We start from the raw sequence: 22,927 nt of genomic DNA on the forward strand, positions 1-22,927 counted from the left end.
CCCGCCGAATACGAAGTCAACTACTACCTGACGGCCACGAAACGCCTGGTCACAGCCACAACCTAGAGTCTCCGGACAACCCGGTGCGGTTCACAATCGTGTGTTGGAGAGCGTCGAAACCGGCCTGCCGTGTCATCAGGAGAGGCGACCCGCGCAATGGGCTCCCAGGAAAGTCAATTGACTGTGAAAAGATTCTCTTCCGCCAGCGTCCTCCCTGTAGTCGTTTTCGTCTTGTTGAGCTTGTTGCTTCCCGGGCGAGCGGCGAGCGCGAGTCCCGGTCTGCCCGGCAATGTCGTGCTCCAATGGAATGCCGCCGCCCTGCAAGCGGTACAAAACTCCGCGCTAGGACCACCCATGGTGGCCCGGGCCCTGGCCGTCGTGCACACGTGTATGTATGACGCGTGGGCCGCTTACGACAGCAGGGCTGTCGGCACTCGACTCGGGGGAACGCTGCGCCGCCCTCCGGGGCAGCGCACGTTGCCCAATAGAGTCAAGGCAGTCAGTTTCGCCGCCTACCGCGCCGCGGTCGACCTGTTTCCTGGCCGCGCTACCACGGATTTCGATCCGTTGATGGCCCGCCTCGGCTACGACTCGGCTGATGCCACGACGGACCTCAACTCAGCCGCCGGGGTGGGCAACGTGGCCTGCCGGGCCGTGCTGAATTTCCGACACGCAGACGGCTCCAACCAACTCGGTAACGAGCCCGGCGGGTCCGGCGTACCCTACTCCGACTACACCGGCTACCACCCGGTCAACGATGCGATGGACCTGACCCCAGGTGGATCGTTCAACCCGGCGACAGTGCACGACCCCGACCGCTGGCAGCCGCTGCGCTTTGTCAACGCCGCGGGAGCCACTGTCACGCCGTCCTTCCTCGCTCCGTTCTGGGGGAACGTGAAGCCGTTCTCGTTGAAGAGCGGCGATGCCCTGCGCTCATCCACCGGGCCCGTGCGCTTCGCCACCGACCCGGCCTCTTACCGCGAGCAGGCCCAGGCATTGCTCGGCATCAGCGCGGACCTGACCGACAGACAGAAGTCCACTGCGGAGTACTGGGCCGACGGGCCAACTTCGGAGACGCCGCCCGGACATTGGAACCTGTTCGCCGAGTACGTCTCCCGCCGCGACCACCACGGCCCGGGCGCGCCAGGGCTCGAGGCCGACGTCAAGATGTTCTTCGCCCTCAACAATGCCCTCCTCGATGCCAGCATCGTCGCGTGGGACAACAAGCGGGCCTTCGACTCGGTGCGCCCCATCACTGCCATCCGCTACCTCTTCCACGGCCAGCAAGTACGCGCCTGGGGCGGGCCTGGCCAGGGCACGAAGAGCATCGACGGCGGCTCGTGGCTGCCGTACCAGGGGTCGACCTTCCCGACCCCGCCGTTCGCCGAATACTCCTCCGGACACAGCAACTTCAGCGCCGCCGGCGCCACGATCCTGCGCATGGCCACCGGCAGCGACAAGTTCGGTGCGTCGGTAACGATCGCGGCTGGCTCGTCGAAGGTCGAACCTGGGCTGGTCCCGGCCCAGAACATCACTCTCACCTGGGCGACGTTCACCGACGCCGCCGACCAGGCCGGCATGTCCCGCCGGTACGGTGGCATCCACTTCGAACAGGGTGACCTCGACGCGCGGGCGACGGGACGCGCGTGCGGCGAATCCACCTGGGACCTCGCCCGGCGTTACTTCAACGGCACTGCGCAAGTGGTTGTCCCGTAAACGCTGCTTGAGCCCGCTGGTGGAGGGACCTGTGGTCCCTGAGCTGTGGTTTCAATCGATATCGCCGCGACGCGGACCTCGCAGCTGTGGCAGCCAGCGGACATGCCATGGGAACTGCGAGACGTACAGGCCGTCACTACGTCGTCCAGTTCCACTACGCCTTGTCCGACGATGCCTGGGCCATGAAGCTGAGCGAGACTGTGCCTGTGCCGGCCGCAGTGGCCGAGAACCCCAACGCCGCGGTGACCCACCTGCCCGGCGCTGCTTTCCTAGTGGCGCTGTCTCGGACGAGGACCCGAATCTGGAACCGACCGTCCGCATCCACAGCCTTGACGAGCATGTCATCCCCTACGAGACCGTGCGCTGGTTCATGGAGCAGGTGGCCACGGCACCGCGTACGTGGTGCCGTCGACGGCGTGGACGGTCAGTCGCTTGCCGTGGAAGCGGATGTCGTCCTCGGCGGGGGTCCCGATGCGGGCGTCGAGCTCGGGAGCCTGGTGGAAGCGGCCGTGCCCGCAACCCGGACAAATGGAGACGGTCGGACCAGTCTTCGAACTTGGCAGGCAGGCCGTCCTCGTGGCCGGTGACGCTCACAATGCCTCCAGTGCGGTCAGGGCCGCGCGGGCCCGCTCCAAGCGCCGGCCGACGTGGTCTTGGACGTACGCGGCGGCCTCGTCGATGTCCTCGGTGAGTCCTCAGCGCCCTGTTCGGCGATTCAGACGCCGAGCTCGGTCAGCAGGTCGGAGACCGTGCCGGGCACGCTGCCTGCCTGGTTGCGGTGGTCAAAGAGGGCCCGGAGGACGGCCACCCGGTCCTCGTGGTCGGCGGTGTCGCCCAGGGCGCTTTCGCGCAGCGCGCGCGGGCCGAGGCGGATGGTGGCGACGGCGGTCGCGTGGTCGGCGCTCAGCGGTGGGACGGCTTCACTGTGGCGACCGGCGCGGCCAAGGTCTCCCAGAGTGGTGCCAGTTCTCGTCCACGTCATCCGCTCGTGCTTCCACGCAGCCGGGAAGCGGCGGTCACGGGCCGCCGGGAGGCTGGGGGACGGGGCGTACGTCTGGTAGGCGGTCACCGTCGTCTGGGCGTGGGACCGCGTAGATCTGGTGTTTCGAGGGACGGACATGGCCCCCGGGGTGCGTCAGTAGGCGTCCCGGGGGCCAGCGGTTTCGGTGCGGTCATGCGGTCAGGGGACGTTCGGTGTCGCCTCGCAGTTCGGGGTGGCCTTGTCCGTGCCTGACTCGCCGTCGCAGACGTCTGGGGCGCCGTCGCCGCCGTCGAGGGTGTCGTTGCCGGGGCCCGCGCGGAGGGTGTCAGCACCGTCGTCGCCGCGGAGGTCGTCGCGGCCGCCGGCCGAGCCGACAGTGGCCGTGGCGAAGTAGTTGACGTTGTCGCCGAAGATGCGGTCGTCGCCGCCGCCGCCCTCGATCTGGTCGTTGCTCGCGGAGGAAAGGTTGGCGTCCACGACGGAGCTGTCACCGACCAGGACATCTACGCCGCTGCCGCCGATGATGTGGTCGCGGCCGGAGCCGGTGGCGTAGCCGCCGAACTCGTTGCGGACGTTGTGGTCGCCGATCTGGACGCCGCCGTCGGCACCCCCGTTCAGGGTGTCGTCACCCCCGTTGCCCTCGACGTTCCCGCCGGCGTCGCTGTCGCCGATCAGGAAGTCGTTGGGGCCGGCACCGCCGAGGAGCACGTCGTCACCGGCCCCCTGGGCATTACCGGCAGGGGCCCGGGAGTCGCCGACCATGTCGTCGTCACCGTCGCCGCCGTCCAGCTGGTCGCGTCCACCGCCGGACGCACCGCCGGGAGCGCAGCTGTCGCCGACCAGCTCGTCGCGGTCGGCACCACCCTCCAGGTGATCGTTTCCGCCACCTGTGGCAATTCCGCCTCGCTCGGAGAAGCTGTCTCCGATCAAGCGGTCCAAGCCGTCGCCACCAATCAGGACGTCGTTCCCAGAGCCTGTGGCGTTGCCGTCCGGCACATAGGAGTCCCCGATCAGGACGTCGTGCCCGGTGCCGCCGTCGATCTCGTCGTTGCCGAGACCACCGCTGACCGTGTCGTTGCCACCGAGGCTGCAGATCCGGTCGTTTCCGCCGAGCCCGTAGATGATGTCCCGGCCCGAGGTGCCGATGATCACGTCCGCACCGCTGGTCCCGTACGTCGTCACGTCGGGCGCGGTGATGACGATCGTGGCCGGGCGGCCCAGGCACGTCGGCTGCGCCGCGCTGGCGTCCGCCGCGCCGATGGCGAGCATGCCTCCCAGGGTGAGCGCCCCGGCGCATCCGCTCGCGGCGACGCGTCGAAGTCGCGTCCTGGCTCGGTGACGACTTTCTGTCATCGTGCTCCCTTTCGATCATGAACGGACATCCGTGCAGATCGATCCCCGCCGGGCGCAGCGGGTAACGACGCGAGCGTGCGGTGTAGTCGGTTGGCTCAACGGCATACCGCCGTCCGGCCGTGCCGCCGTGCCTCAGTGGTTGCGAGGGAAGCCCACCACGCGGGTCTGTACGGTCAACGGCCCTGTCTCATATTCAGGATGCTGTTGGTGATCTTCACTCGGTCAGGGTGCGGCAGAGTCGCTTGAATCGGCTCGAGGGACGGGGCTGGCGTGATGGTGAGGTGCTTGGTGGGAAGTGTCCGCTCAGTCGGATGATGTTCGTTCCTGCGGCGGTGAGAATGTGCTGGACGTGGGTTTTGGCCATGCCTCGGTAGCGACAGTGCCGTAGTCCGTGGGCGTGGACGGTTTCGGAGACGGTGGCTTCGCAGCCGGCCCGGATCGCATAGTGCTGCCTCCACTGGAGGGTGTCCTGCTCGCGTCGGATCCGTGTCTGGATCTCCTGCAGGGGCTGGGGTAACAAGATGATGTGCCGAGCGCGGTCTTCGGTGGTGCCCGTGCATTCCGGTCGGGCTTCGCAGACCCGGCAGGCCAGCTTGGGGAACAGTGCGGACAGCCGTTCATGTCCGTCTCCCCGCGTGGCCTTCCAGGGATGGCTGGTCACTCCGCGGGGGCAGGTGAGGGTGCGGGCCTGCCAGTCGGGTGTGAAGTCGGCCTTGGTGAAGCCGGGGTGCTCACGAGCCCTCGGGTCGGCCCGAACCGGGCCGGTCAGTACCACCCCGTGGGTGCGGGCGGCCCGGTCGATGGATTCGGGAGTGATGTATCCGGCGTCGACGAAGTGTTCCAGGTCCGTGAACCCCTGTCGGACCAGGTCCTGGTGGATCTGTTCGAGGGCGTCGATGTCCTGCTCGGGCGCCGGCCGGGTGGTGACCTGCACGATCACGTGCGGACCGTCACCACAGGTTTCGCTCTGGTGATCGCGGTAGCCGATCCACTCCTTCTTCCCGGACGCGGTCAGCTTCTGGCTGTAGTGGGCCTCGGCGTCATAGGGAGAGACGATTTCCATGCTGGCCCACGGGACACTGGCCCTCTGCGGGTCCGGCCTTCCCGCGGCCCCGGGACGCGAAGCGGCTCTGCGCGGCATATCGCGCCTGCTCAGCCGGTCCTTGGTGGACTTCGGCCCCCGCCACCGCTGCCGCCCCGAGCCGTCGAACCAGTACTGCTGCACCCACACACGCCGCAGAATGTCCACCTGCGGCAACACCCGCAGCCGCGGCGGGGCTTCATTGCTGAAAACAGCCGACAGCAGTCGCGTTCCGTCCGCGCCGACCTGCAGCGCGTACTCCTCCAGCGCCGCCTTGCCCTTGGGCAGCCGATGGTAAATGGCCGGACGCCCATACCGGTCCGCCCAGTCCGCGGTGACCAATGACGCCGGCCACTGCTCATCCGCCAGCGCCCACTGTTCCAGAGCGGCCCGCAGTGTCGCGGTGACCAACTCCGCGCGGTTCAGCTTCCGAACGGCAGCGAGCACATGCGTGGAATCCGTGCGCACCGCTCCACGCCGTTTGACCAGGCCCGCGGATGCCAGGTGGTCGACCATCACAGCCAGCAGTCGATCCGCCCGGTCATCCTGGGCCATGCGGTCCCGGAACTCGCTGAGCACGGAATGGTCGAAGCCCGGATCGTCCAGCTCAACGCCCAGACAGTACTTCCAGTCCAGCCGGCAGCGGACCGCCTCGGCGGCCTGCCGGTCCGTGAGGTTCTCCGCGTACTGCAGCACCGACACCATCGCCAGCCGAGCCGGCGACAACCCCCGCCGCCCGTCAACCGGATACCAGTCGGCGAAGTACTTCATCGGTGAACAGCTCGTCCAACCGGTCACGCACCCACATGGCCACCGTGCCCTGCGGATTGCTCGCCCGCGCCATCCGCACCGTCAACGGCGGAATCGTCCGCCCCGAACCTGAACCCATCGACATCGCGGCCACCCCTCCGACCGCTCGAACCACCCCGCCCAGACCAGCGCAGCACACCGCACGGATCCACAGGCCAACCACGACACGACTTCACTCCACCGAGTGAAGATCACCAACAGCATCCGAAAAGTGATCCAGAACCAATTCCGGGGAGCGCTGATCAAGCGAACCGGCGCTCGTGGCTCCCGAAGTATTCGCGGGACGGCATCCGCTGGAACGGACACAGCCGATGAGTAGTTGCTGCACGGTCGATGAGCACGATGCCCCTGGCCCGAGCCCGCGTTCCGGGCGCACCTAGGCTGAACGGGACGACCTGTTCCTGGACGTCACCGACTGGACGCCAGAAGAGATCGTCGCGGGTGCGGCCCTGCCCACCGAGCTCGGTCAGTTCGGCGCCAGAGCGACCCGCGTCCCTGGGCGACCCTGATGGCCTGGTGGGCCGTCCTGTACACCCTGTCCATGCTGGCCCGCTACGAGCCCGCAGCCTGGGGCAAGCTCATCAGCGTCGACGACAGCCAGCACGCGGTCCCGATCGAACGGCTCCTGGAACGCACCGTCAACCACCTCCCCGTCCTGATCACGGATGGCATCGTTGAGGTGAGCACCTGATCCCAGAAGTCGCACGGCGCGTGGCCCCCGGCTTCTGCCCGGAGCCTCGCGCCCGTACCCCTAGGGGGTGTGCGGGCGGGTGCTGGTGAAGCGGACGGTGGGTCCCCAGGCTTCCTGTGCGTGGGTCATGCATCACTGGCAGAGCGGCTTCTCTCGGGTTGAACGTGTGGCGCGAGCGTTACAGGAAGGGTTTGTGCAGCTCAACGCCGGTGAAAGTCACCGTAGCGAGTGCAACAGTTGTGGTGCCATCGCTGGATCGAGCGATTCAGCGCAGCAGCTTGTTGATGGCTAGCTCCCGGGTAGGGGCCGGTCGTCGATGACGTTCTTCATGACTGGGTGGAGGTCAGGCGTTGAACTCCGGGTAGGCAGGCAAGTTGCTGGTCGTAGAGCTGCCGGAACGGGGCCAGGTCAGCGGTCGCGACTCGCAATAGGTAACCGGGTTCGACGAACGTGCGTTGTGCCTGCAGCACGTTTTGGGGACGGCGGCCACAGCCTCTTCGAAGGCGGTGGCGGTGTCGAGGGTCTCCCAGCACATGGTGGCGAAGACAATCGCCATCGGATCCGGTTGGTTTCGGGCCGCCTCGGACGGGATTGACGGGTTCATGGGCTGCGTGGACTGCCTGTTGTCAACGATCGATTGCCGACAGGATCGGCGCGGTGATCCGGCCAACTACGGTCGGGGATCCTCAGTCACTGGCGTGCGGTGCGGGTGCAGGGGTCTGGGGCGTGGCGGCCCAGGAGGCGAGCAGGCGCAGGCCCTCTTCGGATGGGGAGGCGGGTTCGGCGGTGTAGATGGTGAGGGTGAGTCCGGGTTCGGCGGTCATCTCCAGCCCTTCGTAGGCGAGGGTGAGTTCGCCCACGGTCGCGTGGTGGTAGCGCTTGAAGCCGGTGCCGTGGTGGCGGACGTTGTGGGCGCCCCAGCGGGTGCGGAAGGCGTCACTGCGGGTGGAGAGTTCGCCGACGAGGTCGTGGAGGTCTTTGTCGTGGGGGTTGCGGCCGGCTTCGGTGCGCAGGATGGCGACGGTGATGTCGGCGGCCTGGTCCCAGTCGGGGTAGAAGCGGCGGGCGTCGGGGCTGAGGAAGGTGAAGCGGGCGAGGTTCTCCTGGTTATGGGGGTCTGCGTAGACGTCCGCATAGAAGGCGCGGGCGAGCCTGTTGGTGGCCAGGAGATCCATACGGCCGTTACGGACGAACGCCGGTCCCTCGGTGACCGCGTCCAGGGTCCATTGCAGGCTCGGGTGCGGCTTCCACCGCCGGGTGGAGCGGCGGCGGGGCCGGGTGAGGGCGTCGGAGCCGTCGGCTGTCTGGGCCAGGTGGAGCAGGTGGGCGCGTTCGGCGTCGTCGAGCTGGAGTGCGCGGGCGACGGCTTCGAGGACGGCCGGGGAGACGCCGGCGAGGTTGCCGCGTTCCAGCTTGGCGTAGTACTCCACACTCACATCGGCGAGGGCGGCGACCTCGCTGCGGCGCAGGCCAGGCACACGCCGACGGCTGCCGGAGGGAAGGCCTGCCTGCTCGGGGGCGATCTTCGCTCGTCGCGAGGTGAGGAACTCGCGGACCTCTACTTGGTTGTCCACACCGTCGACGGTACGTCTCCCGCGCGGCCATAGGGATGTACTGGCGGTACACCCCTTGATGGTGTCTCGCTACCCACGCGATGAGCGGGTTACCTGGATGACGTGGTGCTTTCCGCCCGCCCCGTCACGGCGGGCGCGCACCTGGACCTGCACTCAGCGACGGTCCCGGTCATCCGGTGGCCGTCCGCCTCGACAACCTAAGGAACCCCCCATGCGCGGCGCAGTGATTCACGCCCCCGGTGACGTCCGGTTCGAGACCGTGGACGACCCGAAGATCCTTCAGCCGACCGACGCGGTCATTCGGACAGCCGTGACCTGTGTGTGCGGCTCGGACCTGTGGCCCTACCGCGGCGCGGAGCCGATCGGCGACCCGCATCCGATGGGGCATGAGTACGTCGGGTTCGTGGAGGAGGTCGGCTCCGGGGTCACCTCGGTGAAGCCGGGCCAGTTCGTCGTGGGCTCGTTCGCGACCTCGGACAACACCTGCGCGAACTGCCGCAACGGGTTCCAGTCGAACTGTCTGCACCGTGAGTTCATGTCGACCTGCCAGGCGGAGTACGTACGCATTCCCAACGCCCAGGGCACCCTGGTCGCCACCGACGGCGTGCCGGACGAGAACCTGTGGCCGGGGCTGCTGGCGGTCTCGGACGTCATGGGCACCGGCTGGTGGGCCGCGGACGCGGCCGAGGTCAAGCCCGGTTCGACCGCCGTGGTGGTCGGTGACGGCGCGGTCGGCCTGTGCGCCGTGATCGCCGCGAAGGAGATGGGTGCGGAGCGGATCATCGCCATGTCCCGGCACGAGAGCCGCCAGAAGCTCGCTCGCCAGTTCGGTGCCACCGGCATCGTTGCCGAGCGCGGTGACGAGGGCGTCGCCCGGATCAAGGAACTGACGGACGGGATCGGCGCGGACAGCGTGCTGGAGTGCGTCGGCACCGCAGAGGCCATGCGGCAGGCCCTCCACACGGCCAGGCCCGGCGGGAACGTCGGCTTCGTCGGGGTCCCGCACGAGGTCGCGATCGACGGGCAGGAGCTGTTCTTCTCCCATGTGGGCCTGCGCGGCGGCCCCGCCCCCGTCCGCCACTACCTGCCCGATCTCATCGACCGCGTTCTCAGCCGCGGGATCGACCCGGGCCAGGTCTTCGACCTCACCCTGCCCCTGGACCAGGTCGCCGAGGGCTACAAGGCCATGGACGAGCGCCGAGCCATCAAGACCCTCCTCACGCCCTGACCCCAGGCATCCCTTACGCCTCTTCCACCTGACAAGGAGCAACCATGCAGATCACCCGCAGCTCGATCGACACCGCGAAGGGACCGGCCGACTGGTTCACGGGCGACGTCTACATCGACGCCGTCGCCGCCGCACCGGCACCGTCCCGGGTCACTGCGAACCTGGTGCACTTCATGCCCGGCGCCCGCACCCACTGGCACCGCCACCCGCTGGGCCAGACCGTCTTCGTCACCGAGGGCGTTGGCCTGTGCCAGCGACGCGGCGGCCCGGTTGAGGTCATCCGGCCCGGCGACCGTGTCCTGTTCGAGGCCGATGAGGAGCACTGGCACGGCGCCACCCCGAATCGGCTGATGGTCCACCTGGCCATCAACGAGGGCGACCACGACCATGCCGTCGTGCACTGGCAGGAGCCCGTCACCGACGAGGAGTACACCGCCGCCCCGGCCACCGACTGAACACGAAAGGGAGCACCGTGACCACCTTCGCTCTCATCGGCGCCGGCCCCGGGCTGGGGCTGGCCGCGGCCCGCCGCTTCGGCGCCGCCGGCCACCGCGTCGCCCTCGTCTCCCGCAGTGCCCAGCACCAGGAGGAACTGGTTGCCGAGCTGGCCCGGGACGGCATCGAGGCCCGCGGGTTCACCCCGACGTCCTTGACCCGGTCTCCCTCACTGCGGCCCTGCGCGAGGCCGCCGACACGCTGGGGCCCGTCGAGGTCCTCCAGTTCAGTCCGGTTCCGCGGGCCGACTTCATGAAGCCGGTCCTGGAGACAGGTGCCGCCGACCTGGACGACCCGCTGGCCTTCTCCGTCAAAGGCCCGGTGACCTGTGTGAACGCCGTGCTGCCGGGGATGCGGGAGTTGGGTCGGGGCACGCTGCTGTTCGTCAACGGCGCCAGCGCCGTCCGCCCGAATCCCAAGGTGGCCGGCACCTCGATCGCCTTCGCCGCCGAGAGCGCCTTCGCGCACATGCTCCACGACGCCCTCGCCGACGAGAACATCCACGTCGCCCAGCTGATCGTCCCCGGCGCGATCCGACCGGACGCCGAGCACTCCAGCCCGAAGGTCCTGGCTGAGCGCCTGTACACCCTCCACAGCGAGCGCGGCACCTTCCGGCACTACGCCGAGCCCATGCCCGCATGACGACCCCGGGGATCCCTTCCAGGAACTCCGCAGTCCGCCATCGTCTGGTCCGCGCCGCTCCAGCAGCAGCCCTGCTGCTGACCGTGACCGCATGCTCCAGCGGCACGCAGGGAGCCACCCCGACCGTCCCGTCCTCCACCCCTGCGTCCCCGAGGCAGCAGAAGCCATCGACCTCCACCCCGCCATCCCCCACCGAGAGGAGCACCGCCATGGACATCCGGGTCACCCTCGACGGCCGCCCCGTCGAGGCCACCTTGAACAACAGCCCCCCGGCCCGCGACTTCGCCGAGCTCCTCCCGCTCACGCTGGACCTGGAGGACTTCCACAGCACGGAGCGAGTCGCCGACCTACCCCGCAAGCTGGACACCGATCGCGCTCCCGAGCCGGTCGCGGCCAAGGTCGGCGACGTCGCGTATTACGCGCCCTGGGGCAACCTGGCCCTCTTCTACAAGAACGGGCCCGCCCCCTCCGCCGACCTGCTCGTCCTCGGCCACCTCGACATCAGCGCCGCCCAGCTCGGTGGCGCGACGCGCATCACCATCGAAGCCGCCCCCTGACCGGGTTCCACCTGGATCCCCAGAGGAAGAGAAGTACCTTCATGCCTTCCGCAGCCAGCACCCGAGTGGGCAAGCTGCCCTTCGTTGTCTGGGTGCTCGCCGCCGGCACGTTTTTGATGGGCACCACCGAGTTCGTCATCGCCGGACTGCTCCCGGAGATCGCTGGTGACCTCGGTGTCGGCGTTTCCCACGCCGGCCTGCTGATCACCACCTTCGCGATCGGCATGATCGTCGGCGGGCCGGTCATGGCCCTGGCCACGCTGCGCCTGCCCCGGCGCCTGACCCTCGTCTCGGCTCTTGCGGTCTTCGCCCTCGGACACGTCGTCGCCGCGCTCAGCGCCTCCTTCACCGTCGTCTTGGCGGCCCGCGCAGTGACCGCGCTGGCCACCGGCGCGTTCTGGGCCGTCGGTTTCGTCATCGCCACAGCCGCCGCGGGTCCGCCGCGGGCCACCCGGGCCGTGGGCGTCATGATGGGCGGCCTGACTCTGGCCAACGTGATCGGCGTGCCGATCGGCTCGTTCGTCGGCCAGTACACCGGCTGGCGCGGCCCCTTCTGGGCACTGGCCGTTTTCGCGGGACTCGCGGCCGTGTTCGTCGGCCGCTTCATCCCCGCCACGGAGCAGCGGGCCGAGGTTTCGGTACGAGCCGAATTCCGCGCTCTGCGGCAGGGCCGACTGTGGCTGGCGCTGGCCGCCGCCGTCCTGATCATGGGCGGGGTCCTGGCCACGTACACCTACATCACCCCGCTGCTGACCGACCGCGCAGGCATTCCGGCTGGGGCCGTCCCGCTGGGTCCTGACAGTCTTCGGGTTCGGTGCTCTGGGTGGCACCGCCGTCGGCGGCCGTTTCGGCGACCGCCGCCCGATGGTCACCACCATCACGGCAGCCGCAGTCACCGCCCTGGCCCTGCTCCTGATGATCCCGTTGTCGACCCGTCCCGTCACCGCCGTGGCCCTGGTCCTTCTCATGGCCCTGGCCGGGTTCAGCGTGAACCCCGTCGTCACGTCCCTAGCCGTCCGCTTCGCCGGCGACGCCCCCACCCTCACCTCAGCGCTGACCACCTCCGCCTACAACACCGGCATCGCCGTCGGCTCCGCCCTGGCCGGCCAAGCCCTGGATTCCTCGCTCGGCCTGACTGGACCCGCCCTGGTCGGCACCGTCTTTGCCGCCCTCACCCTCCTGCCGCTCATCGCCCTCGCCCTCAGCGGCCCCCGTCGCCGGACCCGGACCCTGGCCCAGCACGCCGCCCCGACCCGTGCCCGGGATGACGAGGAGGCACCCGTTCTTGCCGGGCGCTGACACCGCATCCGCCGAAAGGATGAAGAGCCCATGAACCCCACCTACGACTTCAACGGCCAGGTCGCCTTCATCACCGGCGCCTCATCCGGCATGGGCCTGGCCACAGCCCGGGCCTTCGCCGAAGCGGGCGCGGCCGTCGGTCTCGCCGACATCGACGAGGACGCCGTGAACAAGGCGGCGAAGGAGCTCACCGACGCCGGCCACCGGGCCCTTGCCCTGGTCTGCGATGTTGCCGACGAGGACCAGGTCGCCGCCGCCGTCGACCGCACCGTGGAGACCTTCGGACGGCTCGACATGGCCTACAACAACGCCGGAATCATGCCCCCGCCCACCGACGCCGCCGACGAGAGCGCCGACCAGTTCGACCGCGTCCAGGCGATCAACCTGCGCGGCATCTGGGCGAGCATCAAGCACGAATTGCGCTACATGCGCGCCCAGGGCAGTGGCGCGATCGTCAACTGCTCCTCGCTCGGCGGCCTCGTGGGCAACCCGGGCCGTGCCGCCTACCACGCCACCAAGCACGGCGTGATCGGCCTGACCAGGAGCGCCGCCCTCGAATACGGTGCTCGCGGCGTGCGCATCAACGCCGTCTGCCCCGGCACCATCGCCACCCCCATGGTCGACGCCATGGTCGACGGTGGCGAACTCGACCGCAGCCAGGCCGAAGCCGGCCAGGCCATCGACCGGCTCGGTACCGCCGACGAGATCGCCCAAGCCGTCCTGTGGCTGTGCAGCCCGGGCGCGAGCTACGTCACCGGCGTTGCCCTGCCCGTCGACGGCGGCTACACCGCCCAGTAACCCCGGTGCCCGCCGTCTTGCCAGCAGCAACTGGCGGGTGCCGCGGCGGCGCGCATGTCCTTCGCGCTCACGGTGTCGCGGAGGCAGCTGCTTGGTTGATGATCTCGCTTTGGGCGAAGTGCTACGAGCCGGCGGCTGCCGGGACTGTATCGCTGGCGGTGGCGGGGAACAGGCGCTGGACGGCGGCGACGATGGCCGCCCGTCGCGCCGTCAGGTAGGCATCGCGTTCCTCGCCGGCGGGAGTGAGGTCGCTCTGGCCGGCCCACGACAGGGCCAGCTGGCTGACGAACACGAGGATGTCTTCCGGCGCCCACGCGGGATCGAGGTGACCGGCATTCTGTGCCTGGCGCAGCAATTCGATCTTGCGATGCAAGGCCTGCTGCAGCGGGTCATCGGCGGGAGCCGGTCCAGGCGGAAGTTCCAGCTGGCCCCACATCATCAGCCGGTGGCGTTCGGGATGGCGGGTGGCGTGATCATGCATGCGGCCGGCGTAGCCGGGAAGGTCGGTGGGATCCAGCTGGACGGCATCGGCCATGGCCGCTAGTTCCCGTCCGGCGACGAACCGGTAGAGCGCTTCCTTGCTGCGGAAATACGCATACACGCGTTCCTTGCCGGTTCGTGCCTCCTTGGCTATCCGCTCGACCCGTGCTCCCGCGATGCCGTAGCGGGCGAATTCAGCGGTAGCTGCGGCAATGATGCGGTCGCTGGTGGCGTCGGTGCTGTTGCGGGTGGCCATGCGCCCAGCCTACCTAACCGAAACGTTCGGTTCGGTGTCGCGATGGACCCGTGTACGATCGAACCGAAACGTTCGGTTCGACAGTGAAGCAGGAGAAGAACCTCATGCGACAGCGCACTCTGGGCCGGCAGGGCCTTACCGTCTCCGAGATCGGCTACGGCGCGATGGGCACCGCCGTCGGCTACGGCCCCTCGGACGACACCATGTCGATCAGCGCGATCCGCCGCGCCCACGAACTCGGCGTGACCCATTTCGACACCGCGGAGATGTACGGCTGGGGAGAAGGCGAGAAGCTGCTCGGCCTCGCACTCGGGCCGATCCGCGACGAGGTGACGATCGCGACCAAGTTCGGACTTACCCCGACCTTCGCTCCGAACTCAAGGCCGGAGCACATCCGGGAGGTGGTCGACAACAGCTTGCGCAACCTGAACGTCGACGTGATCGACGTGCTCTACCAGCACGGTCCCGACCCGAGCGTCCCGATCGAGGACGTGGTGGGCGTGATGAAGGAGTACGTCGACGCCGGCAAGGTCAAGTACCTGGGCCTGTCCAACACCGACGCCGACGCCATCCGTCGTGCCCACGCGGTGCACCCGATCTCGGTCCTGCAGCACGAGTACTCGGTCTTCGCCCACGATTCCGAGCAGTTCTTCCCCGTCCTGGAGGAACTCGGAGTCGGGCTGGTCGCCTACTCCCCGCTCGCCCGTGGCTTCCTCAGCGGCGCCGTCAAATCCCGGGAGCACTATGACGCCCACGACTTCCGCCGGATGATTCCCTGGTGGGCCCCGGAGAACTTCGACCAGAACCTCTCCATCGTCGGCGAGCTCACCACGCTCGCGGAGAGCAAGGGGGCCACTCTCTCGCAGCTCGCCCTGGCCTGGCTGCTGGCGAAGAAGGACTACATCGTCCCGATCCCCGGATCGCGCAACCCCGAGCGGGTGGCGCAGAACATCGCCTCCGCCGACCTCAAGCTGACCGCCGACGACCTCATCCGCATCGACGAGATCGCCCCCGATGGCGCCATCGGGGGACGAGGTATGTGAATCCCCCTACGACTGGGCCAGCCGGTACCGGCTGGCAAGCCCGACCCGGCAGGCCCCGATCCGGCCTCGGAGCGGGCCCCCGGGCCGGCTGGGCGGCGGCTGTTGAGCGGAGGGTCGTTGCACAGGACATCACGCAGCGCCGGGGGATGCATGAAGGTGAGGACTGCGGCCTTCCCCCCGGTTGTGGCTCTCTCCTGGCCGGTCTTGAGCCCGTCTGCAAGACCGAGCTACCCCTCCGTTTCACAGTGGCGTCGTGTGCAAGATCGGCTTCACTCTTCGCAGGCGCCGCTCAGCTCGGCACGGTTACCTGCCTTCGGCGTTGTAGGTCGGGTCCGCCGGTTCTCAGATGAGGCGTTGCACCAGCGGTCAGTCTCGGGCGGAGCGCCGACGGCGATGCGGCTGGCCCGGTCGCGCGACAGCCAGCCGAGTGACAGCCGTCCGGGCCGAGTGCAGGATGCAGTCGGCGGATGCGGCCCAGAGTGACCCAGTGCAGTGGGCCGACCCCGTCCGCCTCCACGAGGACTTCAGGCGCCTGCGGACCTGCCTGGCGTCGCGTGCGCCGGTGCCGCCTCCCCCCTCTCCCTCAGCGAAGCGGGCGCCGTCCGTCACCGGACATGAGGGCGGGACGGGCCGGATTCACCGTCGGAACCCTTGGCTGAGGACTGCCCGCCTGACCTCCGTCAGTGGCACTGCCGGTGGAGGTGCGGTCGGCGGCCCAGGACGCGAGCCGGCGCAGGCCCTCGTGCGAGGCGCTTTCCGGCTCGGCGGTCCACACGATGATCTGCAGGCCGGGATCGGCGGCCCACGTAATCGCGTTCCAGTCCAGGAACAGGTCTCCGACAACCGGATGGCGAAGGTGCTTCTCCCCGGCACCCCGGATCGCGACGTCGTGGGCAGACCACCACTGCCTGAAGTCCCTGTCCTGCTCGGAGAGCAGGTCCACCAGTTCGGTGAGCTTCGGATCGTCCGGATGGCTCGCGTTGTGCATCCGCATCTGGGCGATCGACAAGCGGGTGACCGACTCCCAGTCGACGTACAACTCACGCATCGCCGGATCGGTGACCAGCAGTCTGATGAAGTAGCGCTGCTCCTCGGGGATCTTCCCGAAGTCAGCGATCAGGGCTGCGCCCATGGTGTTCCACGCGGCGATCTCGGTGCGTGGTCCGATGGCGAAGGCGGGTGTGTGCGCCAGGTCGTCGAGGAGACGCTGCACCTGTGGCTTCACGATGGGGTGCGGAGCGGGAGGCGGAGGACGGTAGGCGTTCCTGGCCGCCAGTTCATGCAGGTAAGTGCGCTCCGCGTCGTCCAGGCGCAGAACTCTGGCCAGCGAGGCGAGAACCGACGGTGACGCCTGGATGCGGCCCTGCTCCAGGCGGGTGTAGTAGTCGGTGCTGATGGCGGCCAGCACTGCGACCTCCTCTCGGCGCAGTCCTTGGACGCGCCGAGGGCCGCCGTCGGGCATGCCGACGTCGGCCGGGCTCAGTTCCGCGCGGCGTGCTTTGAGGAATTCGCCGAGGTCGGAGCGGTGGGGGTCGCGCTTCATGATGTCCAGTCTGCATCGCCGTCGGCGGTCAATTCACCGGAGTGAACGGCGCGCGGGGGAGAGGTCCGTCCTTCGTTCACCGGCCCCGCCTGCGGTAGCCCTTCGGGCCTCCTGCAGGCGAGCGGTGCCGGTGGACTCAGCGGACCCGGGTCCAGGCGCCGTTGAGCTGGATGAAGTTGCCACCGACGACGGAGCTGGCCATGCAGGTGCCCTCCGTGTAGTCCTCGATGTGCGTGACCATGTCTCCGGAGTCCGGCTCGGTCCAGCGCACCACGAACAGGCCATCGCGCAGCTTGACCGCGGTGTAGTCCATGGTCTGGCTACGGCCTTCGATGGCGCCCCCGGTGACGAGGAAGCTCATGGTGGTCGGTGACTCGAAGGTGATCTCCACCGTGAAGTGGCCGAGCGGGGTGTCGGGGCCCAGGTCCGCCAGCCAGGTCTGCCCGACACTGGGAAGGATTGCGTTGGTCTGCATGAGTACAACCTCGTTTCATATTAAGCATTCCGAATGAAAAGCCGGATTCGATGGTGCTCTGTAGGCGTGGTGCACGCACCCCGGGGCATTCGCAGGTCAGCTGGCCATGACGGTGCGGCCGGCGGCGAACACAGCCGCTTCACGGGCAACGCGGGCGCCAAGATGCTCGGCGGTCGCGATGTCGGACTTGTGCACGGCCTCGGCTCCGGCATCGGTCGGGCTCTGGGCGGCGGCGCCCGCGAAGTAGCCGAGCCGGTTGAGATCGTTCTCACTGCCCGTGGTCGAGGCCCAGCCGGGCTTCAGGCCCAGGCTGATCCAGTGCATGCCGTGTTGAGCAGCCATCGTGAAGAAGTAGTCCAGAGTGGACGACTTGTCCCCGGCCTTCGCACCGGAGTTGGTGAAGCCGGCCGCGAGTTTGCCTGCCCAGTCCTGGACGAACCAGCGCTTGGTGCTTTCCTGAGCGAAGGCGTGGAAGGCTGCCGATGCAGTGCCCATGTAGGTCGGCGAGCCGAAGATGATCGCATCAGCGGCGTCCAGCGCCGCCCATTGTTCGTCGGTAACGGCATCCACCGCTATCGAGACGACGTTGGCGTTGGCCGACCGTGCACCTCGGGCAACGGCTTCTGCCAGAACGGCGGTGTGCCCGTACCCGGAGTGGAATGCCACGGCTACGGACGGGCGGAGGGGAGAAGACTGCATGGGGGGCTCCTGGGGAAGAGGCTGATGGGCCAGGTCCACCACGTTGCGCCACTTGGCCTGAGCGGACCAGGGAGAGAAACCTCCCTGGATGATTCCGTCCCCCGTCACGGGCGCCGCCCTGCCCCTCGACAGCGGCTGCACCGCCCAGTAGCCCCCATGACACGGTGGCCACCGCTCAGCGTTCTCACGCCTCACCCCGTCGTCCTCGTCCAGCTCCGGCGCTTCCGGGTCCGGTAGGAGCCTCGTGGCGCCGGCGGCCAGCGTGCTGCGGACCCGGAGGGGCCGGGGCTCGACGAAAACGATGCCGGAGCAGGACCCGCGGCCCGGCCCGCTGATCGTGGCGCGCTGGGTCGGCGAGGCGCCCACGTGGTGGCGTTGCGGGTTGGGTCCGACCTCATGCGAGGCGTTGCCACCAGCCGTCCACCTCGGGTGGAGCGTCGGCGTCGACGCGCTGGCCCGGACGGGGGACGGCCAGTCGGGTGCCGGAGGTCCGGGCGGCGTGCTGGATACGGTCGGCGGGCTCGGCCCAAGAGTGCAGGGCAAGGTCGAAGGTGGCCCAGTGCAGAGGGATGAGGAGGTCACCGCGGACGTCGTGGTGGGCCGTGAGGGCCTGTTCCGGCGTCATGTGGATCTCCGCCCAGGCATCGCCGTAGGCGCCGATCTGCATGAGGGTCACATCGAACGGCCCGTAGGCGGATCCGATCTCGGCGTAGCCGGGGAAGTAGCCGGAGTCGCCGCTGTAGAAGACGCGCCGGTTCTCACCGGCCAGCACCCAGGAGGCCCACAGGGTCCTGTCGCGGGTGAGGCCGCGGCCGGAGTAGTGCCGGGCTTCGGTCGCGGTCAGCCGTACGCCGTTCACGGTGACGCTCTCGTCCCAGTCGAGTTCCACGATGCGGGCCGCGGGGACGTTCCAGCGTTCCAGGTGCGCGCCGACGCCGAGCGGCACCACGAATGGTGCGGTCTGCGATCGGGTGAGTGCGCGCACGGTGGGCGCGTCGAGGTGGTCGTAGTGGTCGTGCGAGATGACGACGGCATCCAGGGGCGGCAGTTCCGTCACGGGGAGGGGGCTGGGGTGCAGGCGGCGCGGGCCGGGGAGCGGTGCGGGTGAGCAGCGGTCGCTGAAGACGGGGTCGGTCAGGATCCGGGCCCCTTCGATCTCCACCAGGGCGGAGGAGTGGCCGTGCCAGGTGATGTGCAGCCCACCCGGGGGCAGCCTCTCGGCAGTGGGCGGGGCGGTGACGGGAACCGGGCCGGCGGGCCGGCGCTGGCGGCGCCCTGTCGCCCAGGCGCGAGTCGAGTCCAGGGTGGTGCCGGGCTCCAGTGTGGTGGTGGGTATCCGGTTGCGGAACGCACCGTCTCGGTACTGCGGAGAGCGGCGTATCCGTTCCGCCCGGTCCCCTGCCACGGGCGCGCCGCGGGTGCGCCGTACGCCCCTGACGACTGGGGCGAGGGCGGCCGTGCCGACCAGTGCCACCGCTGCCCGTATCTGCAGCTTCGTCGGCTTTGTCATCACTCGGTCCTTGCGTTTGTTGAGCTGACCCGTTCCGCTCGGCCGTTGCGATCGGGGGCGTTCACCGGTTTTCGGCGGACAGGATCCTGCGCAGCCACGGGCCGCGGGCCGCGAAGGCGTCCTGCGAGACGGCCGCATGAGGGGCCATCAGGTCGAAGCCGTGGAAGGCGCCGGGCCACACGTGGAGTTCGGCGTGACCTCCGGCCTGCCAGATGCGGCTGGCGTAGGCGACGACCTCGTCGCGGAACGTCTCGGCGGAGCCGACGTCCAGGAAGGCGGGCGGCAGGCCGGACAGGTCGGTGGCGCGAGCGGGAGCGGCGTAGGGCGAGACGGAGTCGGTTCCGCGTGCTTCGCCCAGCAGGGCGCCCCAGCCCGCCTGGTTGGATGCCCGGTCCCAGACGCCGAGTCCGGCCATCTGGTGGGCGGAGGGGGTGTCGTTGCGGTCGTCGAGCATCGGGTACATCAACAGCTGCGCGAGCAGAGCGGGGCCGCTGCGGTCGCGGGCCATCAGGGCGAGTGCAGCCGCGAGGCCGCCGCCGGCGCTGGCCCCGGCGACGATGATCTGGGCCGGGTCGATGCCGAGTTCGGCCGCGTGGGCGGCGGTCCACAGAAGGCCGGCGTAGCAGTCTTCGACGGGGCCAGGGTGCGGGGTCTCGGGGGCGAGCCGGTACTCCACGGACACCAAGGCTATGCCCATATCGTCGATCAGCCCCAGGAGTTCGGGGACGCTGCCCCGCCTGTCGCCGCTGATCATGCCGCCGCCATGGGTGTGGTAGATCACCGGGGTGGGGGCGGTGACCCTGGTGGGGCGGCAGATCAGCAGGGAGATGTCCGGTGCGCCTTCGGGGCCCGGCACCGTGCGCTCCTCGACGGCGAAGGCGCCGCCGCGGGTGAACGCCTCCTGGGGAGGCTGTTCCCCGCCCCCCATTTCCCGCAGATGGGTCAGGTTGGCGGGGTCGGCGAACGCGTCGGGTGGCAGGACCTCGTTGATCGCGGCCAGGGCTGGGGCCAGTTCGGGATCGAACGGCACAGGAGGTCCGATGAGGGTGGCGGTGTCGGGGACGGGGGTGGTGTTCATGGCGGCTCCTTCGGTTTCGGTCCGGCCCGGACGGTCTCCCGGATGGGAGGACCGGGGCGGCGCTTCGGCACAGGTCGGGCGGGCAGTCGGTGGGGACGGGGTGGGGGGCTGAGTCTGTTCAGGCTGTGGGGCGGGCGGCGGCAAGTTCGTTGATGTCGGCCGTCTCCAGCACCCGGCGCCGGGAGCCGTGACGGGTGGCCTGGAGCATGGCCTGGCCCAGTTGCAGGCTGGTGGTGACGTAGCGCGGGATGAGGCGTCGTAGGAGCGGGTAGAGCGGGGTGACGACCCGGTAGAGCAGGACGTAGGACTTCGTCTTCGCCTTCGTTCCGGGCAGGGGGACGATGAACGCGGGGCGGAACATGTAGGCCCGGGGGTTCAGCTCCAGCAGGGCGTTCTCGGTCTCCCCCTTGACCCGGGCCCACATCATGCGGGTCTTGCCGGTGCCGTCGGTGCCGGCGCCGGTGACGTAGCAAAAAGCGGCATCGGGGGCGGCGGTCAGCAGGGCGCGGGCGGCGGCGAGCGGGAAGTCGGAGGAGACGACCCGGTAGTCGGCTTCACTCATGCCGACGGCGGAGGTGCCCAGGCAGTAGAAGCAGGCGTCGTGGCCGGCCAACTGGTCCTGGACGGCGGTGAAGTCGGTGAAGTCCTCGTGGTGGAGTTCGCGCAGTTTGGGGTGGGAGAGCCCGGTGGGCGTGCGGCCGAGGGCGAGAACCTCGGTGACCCCCTTGTCGCGCAGGCAGGCTTCCAGTACTCCCTGGCCCACCATGCCGGTGGCGCCGAAAACGATGATGCGCACGCTGTTCCTGTTCGATCGGCTTGTTCCGTCAAGTCCCCTAGCCAGGGGGCACGGGGCAGGGGTCAGACGGGGAAGGTGACGTCGGTGAGCTGCTCGGAAACCGCCCACAGCCGCTGCTGCATCGCCGTGTCGTGGGACTTGGCGCTGGACGCGACCGCCTTGGGATAGCCCCGGGTTCCGCCCATGCCGGAGGGGCCGTAGTACTGGCCTCCGGTGACGTCCGGGTCGGTGGCCGCGCGCAGGGTCGGCAGCGCGCCCATGGCGGCGTCCTGGGTGACCAGGGGGAGCATCAGGTCGGCCGCCTTGCGCAGCGGGCGGGGCAGGTTCTGCTGGAGTTCGGTTGCAGCGGCGCCCGGATGCGCGGCCGCCGCGATGGTGGTGCCGTGCGGGGCGAGACGGCGCTGGAGTTCGTAGGTGAACATCAGGTTGGCGAGCTTGGCCTGGCCGTAGGCGGCGACGCGGTTGTAGGAGCGGTCGAACTGCAGGTCGTCGAAGTGGATGTCGGCCTGAATGCGATGGCCGAAGCTGCTGACGGTCACCACCCGCGAGCCAGGGACCGGCAGCAGTGTGCCGAGCAGGAGCCCGGTGAGCGCGAAGTGGCCGAGGTGGTTGACGCCGAACTGCATGTCGAAGCCGTCCTGCGTCTTCTGCCGCGGGGTGTACATCACGCCGGCGTTGTTGATCAGCAGGTCGATCTTCGGGTGTGCGGCGCGCAGCTCAGCGGCCGCCGTCCGCACCGATTCCAGGGACGCCAGGTCCAGGCGCTGCAGGCTGAGCCGGGCGCCGGGCACGCGGTCGGCGATCCCGGCGACGGCCTGACGGCCCTTGTCGAGGTCGCGGACGGCAAGGATCACGTGTGCGCCCCGCGCGGCCAGCACCCGCGCGGTCTGCAGGCCCAGGCCGCTGTTGGCGCCGGTGACGACGGCGGTGCGGCCTTCCCGGGACGGGACGTCATTCTCGGTCCACCGGGCGGCAGTCTTGCGGGCCATGATCGTGCCTTTCTGTGCGGGGTGACGACTGGTGCAGGAGGTGCGCGGGCTCGCGTCCAGGCCGGCGCGAGGCGCTGGGCGGTGGAACGCGGTCAGCCCTGGGCGGCCTGGGAGACGGGAGCCCACTCGGCCCACGATGCGAGGCGCTGGCCGTAGACGTTCTTCACGTGGTCGACCATGTGGCTGCCGAAGAGCACGCGCAGCGGCGGGTTCTCGGCGTCGACGATCTGCAGCAGCGCCTGGCCGGCGGCCTCGGGGCTGCCGTACTCGGTACCGGCGAGCTGCTCGGCCAGCGCATCGCGAAGCGCCTGGTAGACGGGGTTCGGCTCGGCGTGCACGGCGGAGGAACCGCCCCAGTCGGTGGCGTAGCCGCCGGGCTCGACCAGGGTGACCTTGATGCCGAAGCCCGCGACCTCGGCCGCGAGGGACTCGGACAGGCCCTCGAGGGCCCACTTCGAGGCGTGGTAGACGCCGGTGTGGGGGAAGGCGGTGACACCGCCGACGCTGGAGACCTGGACGATGTGGCCGGATCCCTGTGCGCGCAGGATCGGCAGCACGGCCTGCGTGACGTGGAAGACGCCGAACACATTGGTCTCGAACTGGTCGCGCATCTGCTGCTCGCTGACCTCCTCGACCGCGCCGAACTGGCCGTAGCCGGCGTTGTTGACCACTATGTCGAGCCGCCCGAACCTCTCGTGCGCGGCGGACACGGCCCCCTGCACTGCGGTCCGATCAGTGACGTCGAGGGCCAGCGGCAGCACGGCGTCGCCGTACTTCGCCGCCAGGTCGTCGAGGGTGCCGATGGTGCGGGCGGTCGCGGTGACAAGGTCGC

At 69.3% G+C, this 22,927-nt stretch carries 21 protein-coding genes and 3 pseudogenes; 10 read left to right on the plus strand and 14 right to left on the minus strand.

Annotation, left to right across the window (positions count from 1 at the left end; genetic code table 11):
• Positions 1-354 precede the first annotated feature (354 nt).
• On the plus strand, positions 355-1,716 hold the full coding sequence (locus ABT085_RS23730) for a vanadium-dependent haloperoxidase (RefSeq protein WP_351611314.1): 1,362 nt from the start codon (positions 355-357) through the stop codon (positions 1,714-1,716).
• 715 nt (positions 1,717-2,431) lie between these two features.
• On the opposite strand, the gene ABT085_RS46740 is transcribed toward ABT085_RS23730, so the two are convergent.
• The 3 genes from ABT085_RS46740 to ABT085_RS23745 all read right to left on the minus strand — a co-directional run bounded on the left by ABT085_RS46740 (position 2,432) and on the right by ABT085_RS23745 (position 5,903).
• Positions 2,432-2,836 (minus strand): hypothetical protein, encoded by a 405-nt coding sequence (locus ABT085_RS46740; protein WP_502982790.1) that lies wholly within the window; start codon positions 2,834-2,836, stop codon positions 2,432-2,434.
• A gap of 60 nt (positions 2,837-2,896) precedes the next feature.
• A complete protein-coding gene (locus ABT085_RS23740) occupies positions 2,897-3,967 on the minus strand; it encodes a calcium-binding protein (protein ID WP_351611316.1) in 1,071 nt (356 codons plus the stop codon).
• Between the two features lie 298 nt (positions 3,968-4,265).
• The gene (locus ABT085_RS23745; RefSeq protein ID WP_351611318.1) at positions 4,266-5,903 is read right to left on the minus strand and encodes a transposase; all 1,638 of its coding nucleotides are present in this window, start codon (positions 5,901-5,903) and stop codon (positions 4,266-4,268) included.
• Positions 5,904-6,450: 547 nt separating this feature from the next.
• On the opposite strand from ABT085_RS23745, the gene ABT085_RS23750 reads away from it, so the two are divergent.
• Positions 6,451-6,633: a YaaC family protein gene (locus ABT085_RS23750; protein ID WP_502982791.1), complete on the plus strand. Its 183-nt coding sequence runs from the start codon at positions 6,451-6,453 to the stop codon at positions 6,631-6,633.
• 288 nt (positions 6,634-6,921) lie between these two features.
• Here ABT085_RS23750 and ABT085_RS23755 read toward each other — a convergent pair.
• A pseudogene (locus ABT085_RS23755) lies at positions 6,922-7,186 on the minus strand (Lrp/AsnC ligand binding domain-containing protein); the annotation flags it as partial.
• Positions 7,187-7,319: 133 nt separating this feature from the next.
• The gene (locus tag ABT085_RS23760) at positions 7,320-8,207 is read right to left on the minus strand and encodes a helix-turn-helix transcriptional regulator (RefSeq protein WP_351611321.1); all 888 of its coding nucleotides are present in this window, start codon (positions 8,205-8,207) and stop codon (positions 7,320-7,322) included.
• A gap of 211 nt (positions 8,208-8,418) precedes the next feature.
• Between ABT085_RS23760 and ABT085_RS23765 the strand changes: the two genes are divergently transcribed.
• From ABT085_RS23765 to ABT085_RS23795, 7 genes and pseudogenes are all read left to right on the plus strand, one after another.
• Complete coding sequence (locus tag ABT085_RS23765; RefSeq protein WP_351611324.1) at positions 8,419-9,435, plus strand: zinc-dependent alcohol dehydrogenase family protein; 1,017 nt, start codon at positions 8,419-8,421, stop codon at positions 9,433-9,435.
• Between the two features lie 44 nt (positions 9,436-9,479).
• A complete protein-coding gene (locus ABT085_RS23770; RefSeq protein ID WP_351611327.1) occupies positions 9,480-9,890 on the plus strand; it encodes a (R)-mandelonitrile lyase in 411 nt (136 codons plus the stop codon).
• A 17-nt stretch (positions 9,891-9,907) separates the two neighbouring features.
• Positions 9,908-10,572 (plus strand): annotated as a pseudogene (locus ABT085_RS23775) (SDR family NAD(P)-dependent oxidoreductase).
• Complete coding sequence (locus tag ABT085_RS23780; protein WP_351611330.1) at positions 10,569-11,129, plus strand: cyclophilin-like fold protein; 561 nt, start codon at positions 10,569-10,571, stop codon at positions 11,127-11,129. Before ABT085_RS23775 ends, ABT085_RS23780 begins: the two are co-directional and overlap by 4 nt.
• Positions 11,130-11,245: 116 nt before the next feature.
• Positions 11,246-11,848, plus strand: a pseudogene (locus tag ABT085_RS23785) (MFS transporter); the annotation flags it as partial.
• Positions 11,849-11,948: 100 nt separating this feature from the next.
• Positions 11,949-12,428, plus strand: coding sequence for an MFS transporter (locus ABT085_RS23790; protein WP_351611374.1), 480 nt, complete (start codon positions 11,949-11,951; stop codon positions 12,426-12,428).
• A gap of 30 nt (positions 12,429-12,458) precedes the next feature.
• Positions 12,459-13,226 carry an SDR family NAD(P)-dependent oxidoreductase gene (locus ABT085_RS23795; RefSeq protein ID WP_351611332.1) on the plus strand — a complete coding sequence of 256 codons (768 nt, stop codon included), beginning with the start codon at positions 12,459-12,461 and terminating at the stop codon, positions 13,224-13,226.
• 121 nt (positions 13,227-13,347) lie between these two features.
• On the opposite strand, the gene ABT085_RS23800 is transcribed toward ABT085_RS23795, so the two are convergent.
• Complete coding sequence (locus ABT085_RS23800) at positions 13,348-13,962, minus strand: TetR/AcrR family transcriptional regulator (RefSeq protein ID WP_351611334.1); 615 nt, start codon at positions 13,960-13,962, stop codon at positions 13,348-13,350.
• A 104-nt stretch (positions 13,963-14,066) separates the two neighbouring features.
• Between ABT085_RS23800 and ABT085_RS23805 the strand changes: the two genes are divergently transcribed.
• Positions 14,067-15,005 (plus strand): aldo/keto reductase, encoded by a 939-nt coding sequence (locus tag ABT085_RS23805; RefSeq protein ID WP_351611337.1) that lies wholly within the window; start codon positions 14,067-14,069, stop codon positions 15,003-15,005.
• A 583-nt stretch (positions 15,006-15,588) separates the two neighbouring features.
• Here the strand turns inward: ABT085_RS23805 and ABT085_RS23810 are convergent.
• From ABT085_RS23810 to ABT085_RS23845, 8 genes are all read right to left on the minus strand, one after another.
• Positions 15,589-16,548, minus strand: a complete 960-nt coding sequence (locus ABT085_RS23810) for a helix-turn-helix transcriptional regulator (RefSeq protein WP_351611340.1) — start codon at positions 16,546-16,548, stop codon at positions 15,589-15,591.
• Between the two features lie 136 nt (positions 16,549-16,684).
• Entirely contained in the window at positions 16,685-17,023 is a 339-nt protein-coding gene (locus ABT085_RS23815) for a MoaF-related domain-containing protein (RefSeq protein WP_351611345.1), read from the minus strand.
• Between the two features lie 96 nt (positions 17,024-17,119).
• Positions 17,120-17,722 (minus strand): flavodoxin family protein, encoded by a 603-nt coding sequence (locus ABT085_RS23820; protein ID WP_351611347.1) that lies wholly within the window; start codon positions 17,720-17,722, stop codon positions 17,120-17,122.
• A 394-nt stretch (positions 17,723-18,116) separates the two neighbouring features.
• Complete coding sequence (locus ABT085_RS23825) at positions 18,117-19,232, minus strand: MBL fold metallo-hydrolase (protein WP_351611350.1); 1,116 nt, start codon at positions 19,230-19,232, stop codon at positions 18,117-18,119.
• A 61-nt stretch (positions 19,233-19,293) separates the two neighbouring features.
• On the minus strand, positions 19,294-20,310 hold the full coding sequence (locus tag ABT085_RS23830; RefSeq protein WP_351611353.1) for an alpha/beta hydrolase: 1,017 nt from the start codon (positions 20,308-20,310) through the stop codon (positions 19,294-19,296).
• A gap of 118 nt (positions 20,311-20,428) precedes the next feature.
• Positions 20,429-21,106 carry an NAD(P)H-binding protein gene (locus ABT085_RS23835; protein ID WP_351611356.1) on the minus strand — a complete coding sequence of 226 codons (678 nt, stop codon included), beginning with the start codon at positions 21,104-21,106 and terminating at the stop codon, positions 20,429-20,431.
• A gap of 62 nt (positions 21,107-21,168) precedes the next feature.
• Positions 21,169-22,095, minus strand: a complete 927-nt coding sequence (locus ABT085_RS23840; RefSeq protein WP_351611365.1) for an SDR family NAD(P)-dependent oxidoreductase — start codon at positions 22,093-22,095, stop codon at positions 21,169-21,171.
• Positions 22,096-22,187: 92 nt separating this feature from the next.
• The coding region (locus ABT085_RS23845) for an SDR family NAD(P)-dependent oxidoreductase (RefSeq protein WP_351611368.1) at positions 22,188-22,927 on the minus strand (740 nt) is incomplete at its 5' end.

It is taken from the genome of Streptomyces sp. NPDC002265 (assembly GCF_040296125.1).
Classification (GTDB): Bacteria; Actinomycetota; Actinomycetes; order Streptomycetales; family Streptomycetaceae; genus Streptomyces.